General features: G+C 36.1%; 13 protein-coding genes and 1 pseudogene. 11 read left to right on the top strand and 3 right to left on the bottom strand.

All coding sequences use genetic code 11. The annotated features are described in order from the left end of the window. Positions 1 to 41 precede the first annotated feature (41 nt). The 3 genes and pseudogenes from H6G73_RS24995 to H6G73_RS12675 form a co-directional block, all read right to left on the bottom strand. On the bottom strand, positions 42 to 248 hold the full coding sequence (locus H6G73_RS24995) for a hypothetical protein (protein ID WP_244997525.1): 207 nt from the start codon (positions 246 to 248) through the stop codon (positions 42 to 44). Positions 249 to 296: 48 nt separating this feature from the next. After that, positions 297 to 1,028: pseudogene (locus H6G73_RS24425) on the bottom strand (C1 family peptidase); the annotation flags it as partial. A gap of 577 nt (positions 1,029 to 1,605) precedes the next feature. Then, positions 1,606 to 1,797, bottom strand: a complete 192-nt coding sequence (locus H6G73_RS12675; RefSeq protein ID WP_190604955.1) for a hypothetical protein — start codon at positions 1,795 to 1,797, stop codon at positions 1,606 to 1,608. A 419-nt stretch (positions 1,798 to 2,216) separates the two neighbouring features. On the opposite strand from H6G73_RS12675, the gene H6G73_RS12670 reads away from it, so the two are divergent. The 11 genes from H6G73_RS12670 (at position 2,217) to H6G73_RS12620 (ending at position 16,796) form a co-directional block, all read left to right on the top strand. Further along, entirely contained in the window at positions 2,217 to 4,262 is a 2,046-nt protein-coding gene (locus H6G73_RS12670) for a polysaccharide biosynthesis protein (RefSeq protein ID WP_190604893.1), read from the top strand. A gap of 100 nt (positions 4,263 to 4,362) precedes the next feature. After that, positions 4,363 to 5,646 carry a lipopolysaccharide biosynthesis protein gene (locus H6G73_RS12665; RefSeq protein WP_190604891.1) on the top strand — a complete coding sequence of 428 codons (1,284 nt, stop codon included), beginning with the start codon at positions 4,363 to 4,365 and terminating at the stop codon, positions 5,644 to 5,646. 66 nt (positions 5,647 to 5,712) lie between these two features. Beyond that, entirely contained in the window at positions 5,713 to 6,870 is a 1,158-nt protein-coding gene (locus tag H6G73_RS12660; protein ID WP_190604889.1) for a glycosyltransferase, read from the top strand. A 291-nt stretch (positions 6,871 to 7,161) separates the two neighbouring features. Further along, complete coding sequence (locus tag H6G73_RS12655; protein WP_190604887.1) at positions 7,162 to 8,025, top strand: glycosyltransferase family 2 protein; 864 nt, start codon at positions 7,162 to 7,164, stop codon at positions 8,023 to 8,025. 17 nt (positions 8,026 to 8,042) lie between these two features. Next, positions 8,043 to 9,251 carry an O-antigen ligase family protein gene (locus H6G73_RS12650; RefSeq protein ID WP_190604885.1) on the top strand — a complete coding sequence of 403 codons (1,209 nt, stop codon included), beginning with the start codon at positions 8,043 to 8,045 and terminating at the stop codon, positions 9,249 to 9,251. A gap of 154 nt (positions 9,252 to 9,405) precedes the next feature. Further along, entirely contained in the window at positions 9,406 to 10,632 is a 1,227-nt protein-coding gene (locus H6G73_RS12645) for a glycosyl hydrolase family 28-related protein (RefSeq protein WP_190604883.1), read from the top strand. A gap of 3 nt (positions 10,633 to 10,635) precedes the next feature. Continuing rightward, entirely contained in the window at positions 10,636 to 12,582 is a 1,947-nt protein-coding gene (gene asnB, locus H6G73_RS12640; protein ID WP_190604881.1) for an asparagine synthase (glutamine-hydrolyzing), read from the top strand. A 318-nt stretch (positions 12,583 to 12,900) separates the two neighbouring features. After that, on the top strand, positions 12,901 to 14,064 hold the full coding sequence (locus H6G73_RS12635) for a glycosyltransferase family 4 protein (RefSeq protein WP_190604879.1): 1,164 nt from the start codon (positions 12,901 to 12,903) through the stop codon (positions 14,062 to 14,064). A 50-nt stretch (positions 14,065 to 14,114) separates the two neighbouring features. Continuing rightward, on the top strand, positions 14,115 to 14,789 hold the full coding sequence (locus H6G73_RS12630; RefSeq protein ID WP_190604877.1) for a sugar transferase: 675 nt from the start codon (positions 14,115 to 14,117) through the stop codon (positions 14,787 to 14,789). Positions 14,790 to 14,845: 56 nt separating this feature from the next. Beyond that, positions 14,846 to 15,919, top strand: a complete 1,074-nt coding sequence (locus tag H6G73_RS12625) for a GNAT family N-acetyltransferase (protein ID WP_190604875.1) — start codon at positions 14,846 to 14,848, stop codon at positions 15,917 to 15,919. A 16-nt stretch (positions 15,920 to 15,935) separates the two neighbouring features. Beyond that, the gene (locus H6G73_RS12620; protein WP_242034186.1) at positions 15,936 to 16,796 is read left to right on the top strand and encodes a hypothetical protein; all 861 of its coding nucleotides are present in this window, start codon (positions 15,936 to 15,938) and stop codon (positions 16,794 to 16,796) included. Positions 16,797 to 16,829 lie beyond the last annotated feature (33 nt).

Here is a 16,829-nt window from a genome sequence, read left to right as displayed (position 1 = left end):
TATGCTGAAAAAACTAGCTGTTACTAATCAGTAAATTTTGCTTACCAAGCATAAACCTGAGTAATAATTCCGTTATTTTCGTAAACAGACACAAGGTGATCTTGTTCTTTGGATGCTGCTAATTGTACTAGCATATCTAGATGATCATTGGTATTAGAGGTACATAGCCTACGCCAACCAATGCCTTCACTGAAGTATACATAGGAATTGAGATTTTGGTTGTTAGTCCAAAGTCCTTGAACTTTCACATTATTTAACCAACCTGTTTCTGCAATTCCGTCTGCTGCATAGACCGAGGCTTCAATTCCACACTCACCATAAGCAATTTTGAAGAAGCCCTGCTCACCCCAATCAGTATCCCAACTGTTTTTGCAAATTCAGCATCCTTGGTTGTCATTATAACCAATGATTGATATACAGTGTCCACCTTTTAAATCACCAGTTACATGACGATAAACACCGCTTTTATAAGAAAAGAAATCGTCATAGACGCTAAAGCAACCACTGAGCGCACCACGACTAGATAACCATTCTTTCATTGCAGATATATCTGTAATCTTGTGATAATTACTAATAGTTACCAGACGATTCTGCGAATCAGAACAAAGCTTACAGTCCTGATCCCCTGGTGTGTAAGGGAAGCAAGCTTCATCAACAATGCCCTTTTTGGCAGCTTCCATTGCGTGATCAGGCCACCAACCTGTCTTGCAGTTCATACCTTCATTTTTGGCATAACAGTAAAACAAGTGGGCTTCTGACAAATCTATATTCAGGTTTGGATTATTACGTTGACGACGGAAAGTTGCTTCAATGGTTGCGACTGTACCAAAGGCAACACAGGAGCCGCAATTTTTTTGATCTTTAATAGATGTGACAAAACCTCCGGTTCGCAAATCATAGACATTTGGATAACCAACAGTCTGACCCTGAGCTTTAAATGTTATGAAAGCCTCATAGTTAATGCGCCCTATTTGTTCAAGCTCTTGTAGGGAGGGTTCATCTGGACGGGGCTGAAAGCCCAGACGCATCTGCTTTTCTTGATCTGAGAGTTGAGACAGAGTAGTTTCGCCTCCTTGCCAGTTAGCACCTGCACGCTCAATGGCTTCTTGCAGTTTTACAAGCTCCATAACATTTCCTCAAAACTTCAAGTAGGTTTGAATTGAACTAAAAACGCTGCTGAGTCCTCGTATCTTTTGCACTTTTTTCAATATGTAATTTAAAGCTAGTGGCAAGTCGCACAAACTTTGCATTGTGTGAGATAATACGGACAATAACCTTCGTAGCTCTAGCAGACCTAGTTTTATCCACTTAAAACTTGCTGTTCTTTAGTAGATATTTCTGTTAGCACTTCAGTCTTGTTGTAGGCAATTTTATCGTGACATAATTTTGCATTCATTTTGTCTAAAAAAACTATTACCATCTGCTGTTACTTATAAATAATCTATTTTGTATTTGAATTATTCTTTGGTTGTATTTTAATCAAATTAAATTCAAACTTTCAGCTTTTAAAAAATCTATCCAACTGAACTTGAGACTAAAAACACAAAAGGACTCAGGGACGCTGAGTTGAAGAAAAGCAAAGTGAAAAATACAAAAAATTAAACATCAAGCAGTTTTTGGCTGGGCTTTAAGTGAAGGTAAAGTACGCTTTTTAACAATGGGATAGCGAATTCTACGTTGCCTTTGCTGTCCGATCTTCCAACCCGGAGATTTACTTCGTGGTTTTGGTGGTTTGGCTGGAGTGGAACCCCGGAGTAAAATCCCAGGCATGAGTTGAATCATTTGATTTAGTACCATGCCTGCATAAATTTGTAGATTATGCATTTATCATAGATTTAATCGCGTAAAAACACTGCTGAAGTACAACATATTTCATCCGCACTGAGCCTTTTTGATCAAACTCACCTAAATCAGTGCCAATTCGGCGAGACTTAATAGCGTAAAATTTGATAAAAAAATCTTGAATAAAGATTGCAGCGTTTAGCCTTATAAAGCTACCAAGTGAAACACGACTTCTTCTTTCTTCATCATATTTTTACAACGGTATTTATTGCTATTGAAAATTTCAATAGTCAACATTAGCATGAAGTACCTCATAAGCAGAATAAGTCAAATAAGATTTACCAGTACATAGATGATGGATAGGAAAAACTATCTTAGATTGATGTTTTCTGACAACTAATAATAGCAATAAATCACTAGCAAATTACATAGAAATGGAACACCTAATTTTTCAAAACCATCAGTTTCTACAAAAATACTTTAACTCTTTGTATCAAAATTTTCTGAATCTTAGAAATAAGTATTTAATTATTTTTGATTGTGCTATCTTTGCCATCACGCCCTTATTTGCTTTGCTTCTTAGTTTAGACGGACAGACAAGACTGGAAACATATATATCTGAGTTAGGAAAAATCACAATATTTTTTTTAATAGTCAAAATAACTATATTGTATAAATTACGCTTTTATAAGCTCTATTGGCGCTATGCGAGTATTGAAGAATTAATCAATATTATCTTGTCTATGGGTATCATATTAGTTGTCCAAATGTTGATATTTTATAACTGTGATTTACTACCGTTTTCTAATATAGCTGAATTACCTCCATCATTTCCATTAATTGATGGCTTGTTTTCGTGTATTCTTGTGAGTGGAGTACGTTTCAGCATTCGGATTTTAGATAGAATCAGCCAAAATTATACAGTATCTACTCTACAAGAGCGCGTACTGATTGTAGGAGCAGGTAATGCTGGCATTAGTCTTGTAGAAGAAATGCAAAGAAATCCGCAGCTTGGTTTCAATCCTATTGCATTCATTGATGACGATCCGCAAAAATTACACGTCAAGATTCGTGGGATTCCAGTAGTAGGCGATCACTATACAATTCCTGAGTCTGTCCAATCTCTGCAAATTCATAAAGTCATCATTGCCATGCCATCAGTTGCGGGTACGGTGATTCGAGAAATCGTGGATATTTGCAAAGCAAAGGGTATTCAGACTAGCACTTTACCAGGAATACACGAAATCCTCAATGGTCGGGTAAGAGTAGACAGCATTCGAGATGTCAGAATTGAAGACTTACTCAGACGCGAACCAATACAAACAGATATAGAAAGGGTATTGCAATTTCTTAAAGGCAAAGTTGTACTAATTACAGGTGCAGGTGGATCAATTGGTAGCGAACTTTGTCGTCAAATTTGCAAATGTCGTCCTGCTCAAATGATTTTAATTGGACATGGAGAAAATTCTGTTTTCAATATTCAGCAAGAATTAGAGCAGTTAATTAAAATACTCCAAGAAGATAGCAAAGATCAACTACATACACCTGAGATATATACATTTATCGGTGATATTCGCTGTCGCGATCGCCTCAAACAGGCATTTGAAAAATGCCGACCCGACGTAATTTTTCATGCAGCTGCTCATAAGCACGTTCCTCTAATGGAATTAAATTCATCAGAAGCTATTACTAATAATGTGCTGGGAACCAAAAATTTATTAGATATGGCGCTGCAATACAATGTCCAACATTTTGTGATGATTTCTACAGATAAAGCTGTTAAACCAACTAATGTCATGGGTGCCAGTAAAAGAGTTGCTGAAATGTTAGTATTGCAAGCTGCAAGACAAAGTGGTAAGCCTTATTTAGCTGTCCGATTTGGTAATGTTTTAGGAAGTCGTGGTAGTGTAGTACCTACTTTTAAAAAACAAATTGCCGCAGGTGGACCAGTTACTGTTACTCATCCTGATATTTGCCGTTATTTCATGACCATACCAGAAGCAGTACAACTAGTTTTACAAGCTGTAGTCTTGGGTCGTAGCGGTGAAGTCTTAATGCTTAATATGGGTAAACCCGTAAAAATTGTGGACTTAGCCGAGGAGTTAATTCGCCTGTCTGGATACGAAGTTGATAAAGATATTGAAATTATATTTACTGGTTTGCGCCCAGGCGAAAAACTATTTGAAGAGTTATTTATTGAAGGAGAAGAATACAACCCAACCGAACATGAAAAATTATTTGTTGTTAAAAATGCTAGTTGTATCATTCCAGAAGATTTAAATATAAATGTAGTTGCTTTATGTCAAGCCGCTGCTATCAATGATGCAAATTACATCAGCTTTCTACTGAAGAAAATTGTCATAGGTTATCAACCAAAATCACTAGATAATAGTAATTTATTACCTCTTACAAAAAATGATGATTATATTAAAAAATCAGCCGAGAATGGCTTGGCAAAACTGGGGTTACAAAACGCCTAATTAATGAATAAATATCAAGACAAGTAGTTTAGCTAAAAAACAGATATTTTGCGCCAAGTATTTCAGAAATTGGTAGGTAAATTAAAACCCACACAAATTTATGCAAGAAAGTAAGCCACTTACACTACGTCGCAACTTTTCCTGGACTTTCGCTGGCAATTTTATTTATGCCGCTTGTCAGTGGGGAATGCTAGTAGTGCTGGCTAAACTTGGTAGTCCAGAAATGGTAGGGAAGTTTACTTTAGGGTTAGCGGTAGCTGCACCTGTATTCATGTTCACAAATCTGCAATTGCGAACTGTCCAGGCAACAGATGCACAACAACAGTATTTATTCAGCGATTATTTGGGGCTAAGGTTGATTGCAACGGGGTTAGGCTTAGTGGCGATCGCAATTATTACTTTTGTTGCAAGCTATGACTGGGAAACATCACTGGTGATTTTGTTAGTAGGTTTAGCCAAGGCTATTGAGTCAATCAGTGATATATATTACGGGTTACTCCAGCAACAAGAACGGATGGATCGCAATGCGATTTCGTTGATGATTAAGGGTCTTTTATCACTACTATTACTAGGGTTAGGAGTGTATCTATCGGGCAATGTCGTCTGGGGAGTTGTCGGCTTAGTGATTGCCTGGACTGTAGCTTTACTGACCTATGACATTCGTAGCAGTGTCTTGATGTTACATCAAATGCCCCTACCTCGTTGGCATCTAAGAACCCTAGTAAAACTAACATGGTTTTCTTTACCTCTAGGATTTGTGATGATGCTAATTTCGCTTAACTCCAACATTCCCCGCTACTTTATTGAACAATATTTGGGGAAGCGCGAATTAGGGATATTTGCTGCTATTGCTTACCTGATGGTGGCAGGAAATATGGTGGTTTTTGCTTTAGGAGATTCAGCTAGCCCAAAATTAGCTAAATACTATGTTGCAGGAAATAGTATTGCTTTTCGTACACTTCTTTTAAAGTTGGTAGGATTAGCAGTCTTATTAGGTGGCACAGGTTTGTTCGTATCAGTGATTGCTAGTAGGCAAATCCTGACTCTTCTTTATCAACCTGAGTATGCCCAACATACAAATTTATTTGTATGGCTGATGGTCGTAGCAGCAATAGGCTACATATCTTCTTTTCTCGGCTATGGGATTACAGCAGCTAGATACTTCCGTATCCAAATGCATAGGTCTGCTTTCATCAGCATTATCTTGCTTATTACTTGCTTGTGGTTAATACCAACTTTAAAACTGCAAGGTGCCGTGATCGCCTTGTTGATTGCAACTGTTATGAATGCAGTTATAAATTTAGGAGTCACTATTCATGCACTATCTCAACTAAAAAATCAAAACAACAATGCTCATGCTTTGGCTACAAAAAATCTGCCATAGCCCGCTCTATCTTGATAGAATTTCAAGTTTTTATCTCATTAACATCAATTAAAGTGAGTTCAAATTATGGCATTACGCATTCTGCATGTTTTTGGCGGTATGGTGAAAGCTGGTAGTGAAACCACAGAAATACAAACCTTGCGATTGATTGATCGCGATCGCTTTCAAATGGATTTCCTCGTTCACACTACGCAACCCTGTGCTTATGATGACGAAATTCGTGCTTTAGGCAGCAAAATCATCCCTTGTAATTATCCCTCCTTACCTTGGAATTATGACTTTAATCTCAAGCAAATCCTACGTAATTATGGACCGTATGATATTGTCCACAGTCATATTCATCACTTAAGTGGCTATGTCCTACGCATAGCACAACAAGTTGGTGTGCCTATTCGCATCGCCCACAGTCATCTCGATAGCTCTCCAGTTGATGCTCAGGCTGGCATCTATCGACGTTTTTATATAAGTTTGATGAAACGGTGGATTGCTTGTTATGCAAATTTTCGTCTGAGCTGTAGTCGGAAAGCCGCCGCATCTCTATTCGGCTCTACTTGGGAAACTAACTTACCTTGCCAGGTTCTTTACCCTGCTAGGGACTTTAGTCCATTCCATGATTGCGTTGATAGGGTTGCTGTTCGGGCTGAATTTGGCATACCTGCGGATGCTTTCGTTATTGGACACGTTGGGAGATTTGATCCACAAAAGAATCATCAGTTTCTTATCGAAATCGCCGCAGCAGTTGCCCAGCAAGAACCGAAGATGCGTTTGCTGTTGATAGGTGAAGGTTCGCTACGACCAGAGATTGAGCAAAAGGTCATGCAATCGAATTTAGCAGATAGTGTTATCTTTGCGGGTCTGCGGTCTGATGTACCCCGACTGATGCTGGGTGCTATGGATATCTTACTTTTTCCATCCTTTTACGAGGGTCTGGCAAGTGTGATTTACGAGGCACAGTCTGCGGGTCTACCATGTGTGTTTTCAGACACAATCACAGAAGAAGTCGATGTAGTTAAGCCTCTGCTACATAGAATGGCTTTATCACAACCAGCCTCGACATGGGCTGATGTGATTCTGGCTCATAGAAATACCTTACCCAGAATTACCCAAGCAGAAGCTCTGAGGCTAGTTGAGCAGAGCCAATTTAATATTCAAATCAGGGTTCAAGCATTAGAAAATACATATCTTCAGTATGCCGCAGATATAGCATCACACAAAAAAGCCTAAAAATCCCTTTTTCTTAATCCCTATGACAGTACTAATCAGTATTAGTTGGAACAAACACAAATAGTTATAAAGGGGAGTTAATGAATATCTTATGAAAGTTATTGTATCCCTTGAGCATAGCTTTTTAAGGAATTACCGTAAAACAAGCTCTTAAGCTGGTTGAGCAAAGCTCATTTAATATCCATACCAATGTAAAAGAATTAGAAAACTTCTACCTTGATTCGCTATATTTACTGGAGAAAAAGAATCAAAATCATTAAGCTAGATACTTAGTCAACAAAGGAGAATATCATGGAACCACTTGTTAGCATCGGTATGCCTGTTTTTAATTGTGAAAAAACTATCAGTTTGGCAATTCGCTCTATCTTAAATCAAACTTACAACAACTGGGAATTATTCATAATTGATGATGGTTCCACAGACAAGACATTAGAAATAGCTCAGAGTTTTAATGATTCACGGATTTATGTAATTGCCGATGGATTACACCAAAATTTGCCAACACGCTTAAACCAAGTTATTGCTATGAGTAGAGGCAAATATTTTGCGCGTATGGATGGAGATGACATTTCCTTTCCTGAACGCATACAAACTCAGGTGGAATATCTAGAAAATAACCCAACAATTGATCTTTTAGGAACTCAGGTAATTGTCTTTCATCAAGATGGTAAGGCTAGAGGAAGTGATACCGTAAAAGAAACACATTCTCAAATATGTTCTCGTCCTTGGTCTGGTTTTCCCATGACGCATCCTACCTGGATAGGAAGAATAGAATATTTCCTTAAATATCAATACCGAATAGATGCTATTAGAATGGAAGACCAAGACCTATTGTTAAGATCATACAAAACAAGTAAGTTTGCTTGTCTTCCCAAGATATTATTGGCATATAGAGTTGAATCATTATCTTTAAAAAAGATTTTAACTGGTAGATATAATTTTGCATTAGCCCTAATTCATAGAGGATTTGCCGATAAAGATTATTTTTTATTTTGGGGATTATTAGAGCAAGCTGCTAAATCTTTAGTAGATATCTTTGCTATTAGCACACGCTTAAATTTCAAGCTTCTAAAGCATCGTATCGGTTCTCCTTTGAGTGAAAAAAACTTAAATAAATGGAATATAGTTTGGTCTGATTGTGTTCAAAAAAACTGATTTAATTATTTATTTGTATGAAAAATTTAGAAAAATTTTGGTTATTAATAGGAATAATCTTGACAAATGCAACTCAACTAAGGTTGCCAAGCCTTCCTATTGGTCTCGGTGAAATTATGCTATTTTTTTGGGTAATATTAGCTTTAATCAAACTTCTAATTAATAAATTATGCTTAATTACACCAATTCTAAAATTAGTGTCCTTGTTTTGGATAGTTGCATTTACTTCTCTAACATTGGGTTTAGAAATAGCAGACTCAATGAATTTACAATCTAGTGAATGGTATCGTGATTATTTTGCATTTGGCTTTTCATTTATTTTGTCAATATGTCTGGCTAATTCTGATTTTTTGTATTCGCAAACACAAAAAATGATTGATTATGTAATTTCTTTTTCGATGTTGGCTTTATTCAGTTTATTTTTATTTCCCTATTCTGTGCCTTTTTTGATAACTTGGTACGATGGGATTAGATTTCTAGGTTGGTCTAAGAATCCCAATCAATTGGCTTTATTATTAAGTATAATCCCCTTCTTTTCTTTATATCTTTTCAAGACTAGTCATCAAATTTTATCAAAATTAAAATTTATAATTTTAATAATTTTGTGTTTTATTTTAGGTACAGCGACACAATCTGATGCGTTAATTTTTGCATGGATGATTGGATTGACTATAAGTATATTTCTAGAATCATATTTATTTTTATCCAAAAAATTTTTATTTAAAAAATATATAAAATCAGAAATCAAAGGTCTTATTCAAGCTATGATAGCGGTATTATTTGCTATTATCATCTTAATTTTGGCTGATTTTGGTTATCAGCAAATATATAGTACTTTTGCCAATATATATGATGAAGGTGATCAAGGAAGCGCAAGAACAATTTTATGGAAAAATGGCATGATAGCAATTTCTTACTCACCTTTATTTGGTCTTGGACCTGGTGCTCATTCAGGTGAGGCTGGACCTTTTTTGGATTTTGAAGCACACAATACTTTTATAGATTGGGGTAGTAGCTCTGGAATTTTGGGAATAATAGCCTATATTTCATTACTAGGATGGATAGCTTGGCAAGCGTGGAAAAAGCAATCATTCATAATGTTTGCTGCTGTTATATGCTTAATGATATTTAGTTCCTTTCACTATGTATTACGACATCCAATTTTTTGGTTTTATTTACTATCCATAAATTCTTTAATTAACCAAAGTTCCAAAAATAAATATTAAATTGATAAAAATTTACATAAGACTGTAAAGGTGATTTATGTTGATTTATAGAAAATTAGCTAAGTTATTTTTCGGCAAATTTTATGCTTGGCTGTTTTGTAGCTTCTTAATCTTGATAGTCATACAGCACATCTACTTTAGCCTATTAACTACCATGTCTAAACCCCAAGTTTATTTTCTAGCGAATAAATCTATAACCTCTAAAAATGACAATAAATTACATAGTATAAAAATATTGGATGAAGATAAAAAAAAGATTGTATCTGTTAAAAGTTTTGGTGCTAAAGGCGATGGTGCTACTGACGATACTCACGCAATTCAAAAGGCAATAAATACAATTCATCGCCAAGGAGGAGGAGTAATATTATTTCCTCAAGGGGTTTATATAGTTACCTCTGTAATCCTCAAAGACAACATTATCTATCAGGGATATAGAGCAACTATTAAACGACCAGACAAACAAGAAAAATGGACGAGAACTTTCACAACTAATTATGCTGGTCAAGAAAATTCTCAACCTTTAATTATTCGCGGGTTTACATTTGATGGTAATAGCCAGAATCAAGGTGATTACAAAAAATATGAATTAGAACAAGCACATCTTATATTCTTGACTGCTGACCCGAAATTTCCTGGAAAATTGCAAGTATTTATTGAAGATTGCATTTTAAAAAATGGAGTTGCTGATGGAATTTCTGTATATACAAATGTTGATGTTAAAATCAATAATTGTCAGGCTATAGATGTATTTCGGGGTGGGTTTGTCTTAACTGGTGGAAACTCGTCGGCTGAAGTTTATAATCTGACTACAAAAGGGAAAATTGACCCGACTGGAATTGATATTGAAGTTGATGGACGAGGTTATGGAGAAACATTGAAAGTAAATGTTAAACTTGATAATCTAAATTTAATTGATGGTGATTTTGATATTGCTGTTGATGAAGGTTCTACAGTAATCGGTAATAATATCGTTTCTAGCAATGCACCTTTTTATATTTTCAGCCTGAATTCAAAAATGAAATTTACTAATTCTAAATTCAAAATTGGTGCAGCCGATACTTACATAAACAGGATTTTATTCCCTCATGATGTTACCTTTAAAAACTGTCAGTTTACCGTTACAAAAAAAATGACAGATAGGTCATATGATTTTTTCGCTGGGGCTGATATTTGGTGGCAACATCCTAGTTTTAAAACTCAGAAGAAACAACTATTAGTTTTTGATAATTGTGATTTCATCGTAGATAAAAATATTCAAAAAACAGATAAAATTTATGCGATATATCTGCGCGAAGACCAAAAATCAAACAACAATCGGTTAATTATTCGTGGGGGAAATATTTCCCCAGAGTTTTTAGTACCTATTTTTATAGAAATGTAATCAATGTGTGGAATAACTGGTTTTTTTACTACTAAAAGACAAATGCCTACTGAAGAAATGGGCAATATAGTCGAAAATATGTGTAAATCTCTGATTCATCGTGGCCCAGATGATGGTGGAAGTTGGGTTGATGAAGAGGCAGGAATCGCTTTAGGACACCGACGGCTATCTATAGTGGATCTTTCACCAGAAGGACATCAACCGATGATATCTGCTGATGGTCGGTATGTAATTGTTTTCAATGGTGAAATCTATAATTTCTTGGAATTAAGAAAGCAGTTACAAAGCCTTGGATATAGCTTTCGTGGACATTCTGATACGGAGGTAATGTTATCTAGCTTCTGCCAATGGGGAGTTTTAGAAGCAACCAAGCGTTTTAATGGGATGTTTGCTTTTGCTCTATGGGATCGTCAAGAACGGGTTTTACATTTGGGACGCGATCGCATCGGCGAAAAGCCACTATACTACGGCTGGTGTGGTAATACTTTTATATTTGCTTCAGAATTAAAAGCCTTCAAAGTCCATCCCCATTTTCAACCAGAAATTAACCGTGATGCTTTGGCTTTATTCCTCCGTTTTTCTTATATTCCTGCTCCTTATTCCATCTATCAAGGCATCTATAAATTACCACCCGCAACTCTTCTGAGTTGGAATAGACACTCGATTCATCCCCAACCGATAGCCTATTGGTCTGCAAAAATTGCCGCAGAATCAGGTGTTGCTTATCCCTTCACAGGCTCAGAAAATGAAGCTATAGTACACTTAGAAGCACTCCTAAAGGATGCGGTAAGAATACGAATGCTTGCAGATGTACCTTTAGGTGCTTTCCTTTCGGGAGGTATAGACTCTTCTACCATTGTAGCTTTAATGCAGGCTCAAAGTCTGCAACCTATAAAAACTTTCAGTATCGGTTTTCACGAACAAGATTACAATGAAGCTGAATATGCTAAAGCTGTGGCACAGTATTTGGGTACAGATCATACAGAACTTTATGTAACCTCAAATGAAGCACTAGCAGTCATACCCAAACTACCAAGTTTATATGACGAGCCATTTTCCGATTCTTGCCAAATTTCTACATTTTTAGTCTCTCAACTTGCCAGACATCATGTTACAGTCACTCTTTCTGGTGATGCGGGTGATGAATTATTTGCTGGATATAATCGCTATTTTTGGGGACGTAGTATTTGGCACAACATAGGCTGGATACCGAAAGCAGTTCGTTATTTTACAGCAAAAGTTTTAACAAGTGTTTCCCCTAAGGCTTGGAATCAAGGTGTTGCGACTGTAGATGCCATGTTGTCAACAAAGCTTAAACTAGCAGTTTCCGGTGATAACTTACATAAATTAGCAAGCATTTTAGCAGTTCCTAAACCCGATATTATGTATGCGGATTTGGTGTCCCATTGGCAACCACACGAGGCATTTGTTATTGGTAGTTCCGAACTTACCACAGTCTTAAGCCATCCCAATTTATGGGCAAGTTTATCAGATTTTACAGAATGTATGATGTTCTTGGATTTAATAAGCTATTTACCAGGTGACATATTAGTAAAAGTAGATCGTGCCAGTATGGGTGTGAGTCTTGAAAGTCGTATACCCTTTTTAGATCATCGTGTTGTAGAATTTGCTTGGCAAATCCCCTTATCAATGAAAATACGTGGTAATCAAGGCAAGTGGTTATTACGGCAAGTTCTGTATAAGTATGTACCTAAAAAACTAATAGAGCGACCAAAAATGGGCTTCGGTATTCCCATTGATAGCTGGTTACGTGGGCCTTTACAGGACTGGGCAGAAGATTTGCTTGACGAGTCTCGATTACGACGAGAAGGATATTTTCATCCTCAACCAATTCGGCAAAAGTGGGATGAGCATCAAAGAGGCGAACGCAATTGGCAGTATTATCTCTGGGATGTGCTGATGTTCCAAGCTTGGTTGGCTGAAAACTAAGCAAATATAGCGGATTTAAGAAACAGTTGTGTTCCTGATATCATTCATGAGTTGCAACAATTTGGAATTGACCTAAATTAGCTGATTGGAAAACTTATATACCTCGATACGCTAATTTCGGCAGTTTCCCATTAAGAAGATTTACAAATGACAGAATATACAGTATTTGCTCACATTTGTCCGAGTCATATCTTCATTGATATCAGAGAAATTCCCTCAATTGAGATCGGTATCGAGCAGTGTTTTAAATAGTTTCAGTTAGATTGTCAAGGCTAAAAATACAATTTTTATATATGATAAAAATCATTTAAATCCCTTATGAAGATTTTACATATTTGTGCTCTTGGTGGTACAGCAGAGACACTTTTGTTGCCTCAAATTAAATATTTTTTGTCTCAAAAATTAGAAGTTGAAATAGCCTGTTCTCCAGGAAAAGAAGTGGAAGAACTACAAAATAAAGGATATAAAGTACACCCCATTAATATTGAACGCAAAATCTCATTAATTTCCACTTTAAAAAGTACATATCAACTGACGAAAATTATTCAAAAAAATCAATACGATTTAGTTCATGTACATACACCAATTGCAGCTTTTTTGGGGAGAATTGCAGCTAAAATCGCCGGTGTGAAGCGTATCGTTTATACTTCTCATGGTCTTCCCTTTCATGATTTATCAACTCCTACAAAGTATAAATTTTATTTTATAATTGAGAAGCTTGCTGCTTTAATTACAGATTTAATTCTCAGCCAAAATTATGAAGATATCACCACAGCTACAAAACTTAGTCTTTGTCCTCCCGAGAAATTAGGTTATTTAGGTAACGGTATCGATATTAATATTTTCCAACGCGATCGTCTCAATGCCAGCCATCAAAACAAATTACGAAAATCTTTGGGTATTCCTGATACGGCTGACTTAATTATTGGTACAATTGGACGTTTGACCCGCAAAAAAGGCAGTGAATATCTCATTGAAGCTACTGCTAAACTAATTCCACAATTTCCTAATCTGCATACCCTAGTTATTGGTAGTGAATGTATTGGTGATCCTGAACCAATTCAGGCTCAACTAATTGAGCAAATCTATACTCTAGGCATCGAAAATCATGTGACATTGACAGGTGAGCGTCAAGATGTTCCAGAACTTTTAGGTCTGCTTGATATATTCACATTGCCTACTTTTACTCATGAAGGATTGCCCCGCTCTATTTTAGAAGCAATGTCTATGAGTTTACCAGTTGTTGCTACAGATATTCGTGGCTGTAGAGAAGCAGTAGTACATCGTAAAACTGGCTTAATTGTACCATATCAAAATAGTGACAAGTTAGCTGAAGCTTTAGGAACTTTACTATCTAATTCTCAATTAAGACAAGCTTATGGAAAAGCAAGTCGTGAGCGTGTTGAGGCTGAATATGATGAAGAATTAGTTTTTCAAAGACTAGTCCAGTTCTATAAAGAATTAGGAATTGTCTTTCCATAAAATTTTTCTCATTCTCAAGCCAAATATTATTTTTTACTCAGGTTAAATCTATGAATCATCAAAACTTTGTGAGCAGCAAATTCAATAAATACAACAGGTTCATTAAGTCTGTATTAGATATATCTGTAGCTGCCATCGCCTTACTGTTTTTTTCTCCCATAATGCTGGCTGTAGCGATCGCTATTTATTTTCGTATGGGATACCCAATAATTTTTTCTCAGCCTCGCCCTGGTAAAAATGCCCGAATTTTTAATTTATATAAGTTTCGCACTATGACAAATGAGTGCGATGCTAAAGGTAATACCTTACCTGACGATCAACGCCTCACATCATTTGGTAAATTCCTTCGCCAAACTAGTCTTGACGAACTTCCTCAACTTTTAAATGTCCTCAAAGGAGATATGAGTTTTGTTGGTCCGCGGCCTTTATTAGTCAGGTATCTTGACCGGTATACCACTGAACAAGCACGCCGACATGAAGTCAAGCCAGGAATTACAGGTTTGACCCAGACTAAAGGACGTAATTGTCTTAGTTGGGAGGACAAATTCAAACTAGATGTTTGGTATGTAGATCATTGGAGCTTATGGCTGGACTTGCAAATACTTGTCTTAACTTTTTTCAAAGTTTTAAAACAAGAAGGTATTAATCAAGAAGGCTATGCCACAGCATCAGAATTTATGGGAAATACTGAACAAAAAGGTGTCCAAACTAAAGTTATCAGTTAATCAAAAATTAGATGTTGAAGTATCAACCATATAAATATGATATTCAGGGGTTGAGTATGGAAATTCAATTTATTGAGCCAGTAGATCCATTGTGGATAAATCTATTACAAAATATTCAGCATGATATTTATCATTTACCAACATATTTACTAGCTGAAGCCCAAAAAAATTCTGCCATTGCAGAAATGATTAGTATATCTGAAAATGACAAAATATTTTGTTTGCCTTACTTATTACGCTCTTGTAATAATATGTTTGATGAATTCACCATTTACGAAGAAATTTTTGATATTGTTTCACCTAATGGTTATCCTGGCTTTTTGTTAAATGAAGCCGCAGCTAATACGCCAGAGTTTTTAAAATTAGCCTTAGATCAGCTTGTAAATGTACTGCAAACTAAAAACATTTGTTCGGCTTTTTTACGACTGCATCCGATAATTAATCAAGGCTGTCACGCAATATTGCCCACAGAATTATGCCATGTTAGTGGACAAACGGTTTCTATTAATTTAACGCTGGCTGAAGCAGAAATTTGGCAACAAACTCGACCAGAGCATCGGACTCATATTAATCGTTGCAAACGATCAGGTTTTATGGCAAAAATCTTACCTTTAGAAGCTTATTTAGATGAGTTTCTTGAAGTATATAATCAAACGATGGAGCGTGTAAATGCAAAACAATATTTCTATTTTAATCGTGAATATTTTCAAGATTTATTAGCTTTAGAAGAAAAAGTTTTTCTGTGTATTGTTGATTTAGACAGTAAAGTTGCTTGTGCTGGTATATTCACAGAATGTTGTGAAATTGTGCAATATCATTTAGGAGGAACAAAAACTGAATTTTTAAAGCAAGCGCCTAGTAAATTAATGTTTGATTATGTTCGGTTTTGGGCTAAAAAACGCGGCAATAAATTTATGCATCTTGGTGGTGGTGTTGGTGCCGCTCAAGATAGCTTATATCATTTCAAAGTAGGCTTTGCTACAGATAAACATCCTTTTTTAACTTTGCGGTTAATTACAGATAAAGATAAATACTCCAGCTTAATATCTGCTAGAGCAAAGATATTACAAGTTGACCCTGAAACAGTACTACAATCAAATTTTTTTCCTGCTTATCGCTCACTTAATTAAACAAAAAATATCCATCATGAGTTGGAAAATAATGCGAGATATATCTGAAGCTACGCTAATATCAATAACCGAAAAAGATTATGCTCACTGGCACTCTCAAATAGGTACTCATATTGTTTATCATGAAGGTCATTATTGGCGAGAAGTGGCTTTTGGCTTTTACGAGCCTATTCATTGGTTAGCTCGTTTAAATGCTAACAAAGTCAAGCATCCAGCTTTATTATGTTGGGGATATCGAACTACATTATGTGATGAAGATACTAGTCAAGCTAACGGCTCAATGCCTGTTCAGTTACTAACTAATGTTCAAAATTATACTATCCAAAATTTAGGCTCCAATCGTAGAAACCATCTACGCCGATGTTATAAACGTACTCAACTTGTAGAACTAACGGACTCTGCACTGTTAGAAGAACAAGGATATAATGTGCTGCTTTCATCTACTCAAAGAACAGCGCATGAAAAAATACCTTCAAAAGCAGAATATGTATCTAGTTTACGAGCATATCTTAATCTGCAATCTTCATTACTCTTAGCTGGGTTAGCTGATAACAAGTTAGCTGGTTATATCACTGGATATGCAATCAATGGCACCGCTTACATCCACGAAGTCAGAATTGCCACAGAAGCATACTCTAGTTATGTTGGCATCGGCTTGGTATTTGAATTTGTCCAGGCTTGTCGCCGTTCTGGAGAGATTCATGAAGTTGTTTATGGTTTACACTCTCGCGAAGACTCTGCATTGTGTGTGTTTAAAGAAAGTATGGGTTTTCCGGTAAAACATATCCCAACAAAATTGAAGATTAATCCTGTCATTCGTCAAGTTATTCAAAATCGTTATCCACACAAATACTATCGTTTGACAGGTCGTAGTTAAATAATTTGGCATTTTTTAAAAATTCTATCAGCG

Source organism: Richelia sinica FACHB-800, from assembly GCF_014698825.1.
Lineage (GTDB): Bacteria > Cyanobacteriota > Cyanobacteriia > Cyanobacteriales > Nostocaceae > FACHB-800.
This window is presented reverse-complemented; position numbering and strand designations above follow the sequence as displayed.

Excerpts from the sequence above, each read along its gene's own strand:
- H6G73_RS12675 (WP_190604955.1), bottom strand. The coding sequence starts at position 1,797 with ATGGTACTAAATCAAATGATTCAACTCATGCCTGGGATTTTACTCCGG.
- H6G73_RS12670 (WP_190604893.1), top strand. The coding sequence starts at position 2,217 with ATGGAACACCTAATTTTTCAAAACCATCAGTTTCTACAAAAATACTTT.
- H6G73_RS12665 (WP_190604891.1), top strand. The coding sequence starts at position 4,363 with ATGCAAGAAAGTAAGCCACTTACACTACGTCGCAACTTTTCCTGGACT.
- H6G73_RS12660 (WP_190604889.1), top strand. The coding sequence starts at position 5,713 with ATGGCATTACGCATTCTGCATGTTTTTGGCGGTATGGTGAAAGCTGGT.
- H6G73_RS12655 (WP_190604887.1), top strand. The coding sequence starts at position 7,162 with ATGGAACCACTTGTTAGCATCGGTATGCCTGTTTTTAATTGTGAAAAA.
- H6G73_RS12650 (WP_190604885.1), top strand. The coding sequence starts at position 8,043 with ATGAAAAATTTAGAAAAATTTTGGTTATTAATAGGAATAATCTTGACA.
- H6G73_RS12645 (WP_190604883.1), top strand. The coding sequence starts at position 9,406 with ATGTCTAAACCCCAAGTTTATTTTCTAGCGAATAAATCTATAACCTCT.
- asnB (WP_190604881.1), top strand. The coding sequence starts at position 10,636 with ATGTGTGGAATAACTGGTTTTTTTACTACTAAAAGACAAATGCCTACT.
- H6G73_RS12635 (WP_190604879.1), top strand. The coding sequence starts at position 12,901 with ATGAAGATTTTACATATTTGTGCTCTTGGTGGTACAGCAGAGACACTT.
- H6G73_RS12630 (WP_190604877.1), top strand. The coding sequence starts at position 14,115 with ATGAATCATCAAAACTTTGTGAGCAGCAAATTCAATAAATACAACAGG.
- H6G73_RS12625 (WP_190604875.1), top strand. The coding sequence starts at position 14,846 with ATGGAAATTCAATTTATTGAGCCAGTAGATCCATTGTGGATAAATCTA.
- H6G73_RS12620 (WP_242034186.1), top strand. The coding sequence starts at position 15,936 with ATGAGTTGGAAAATAATGCGAGATATATCTGAAGCTACGCTAATATCA.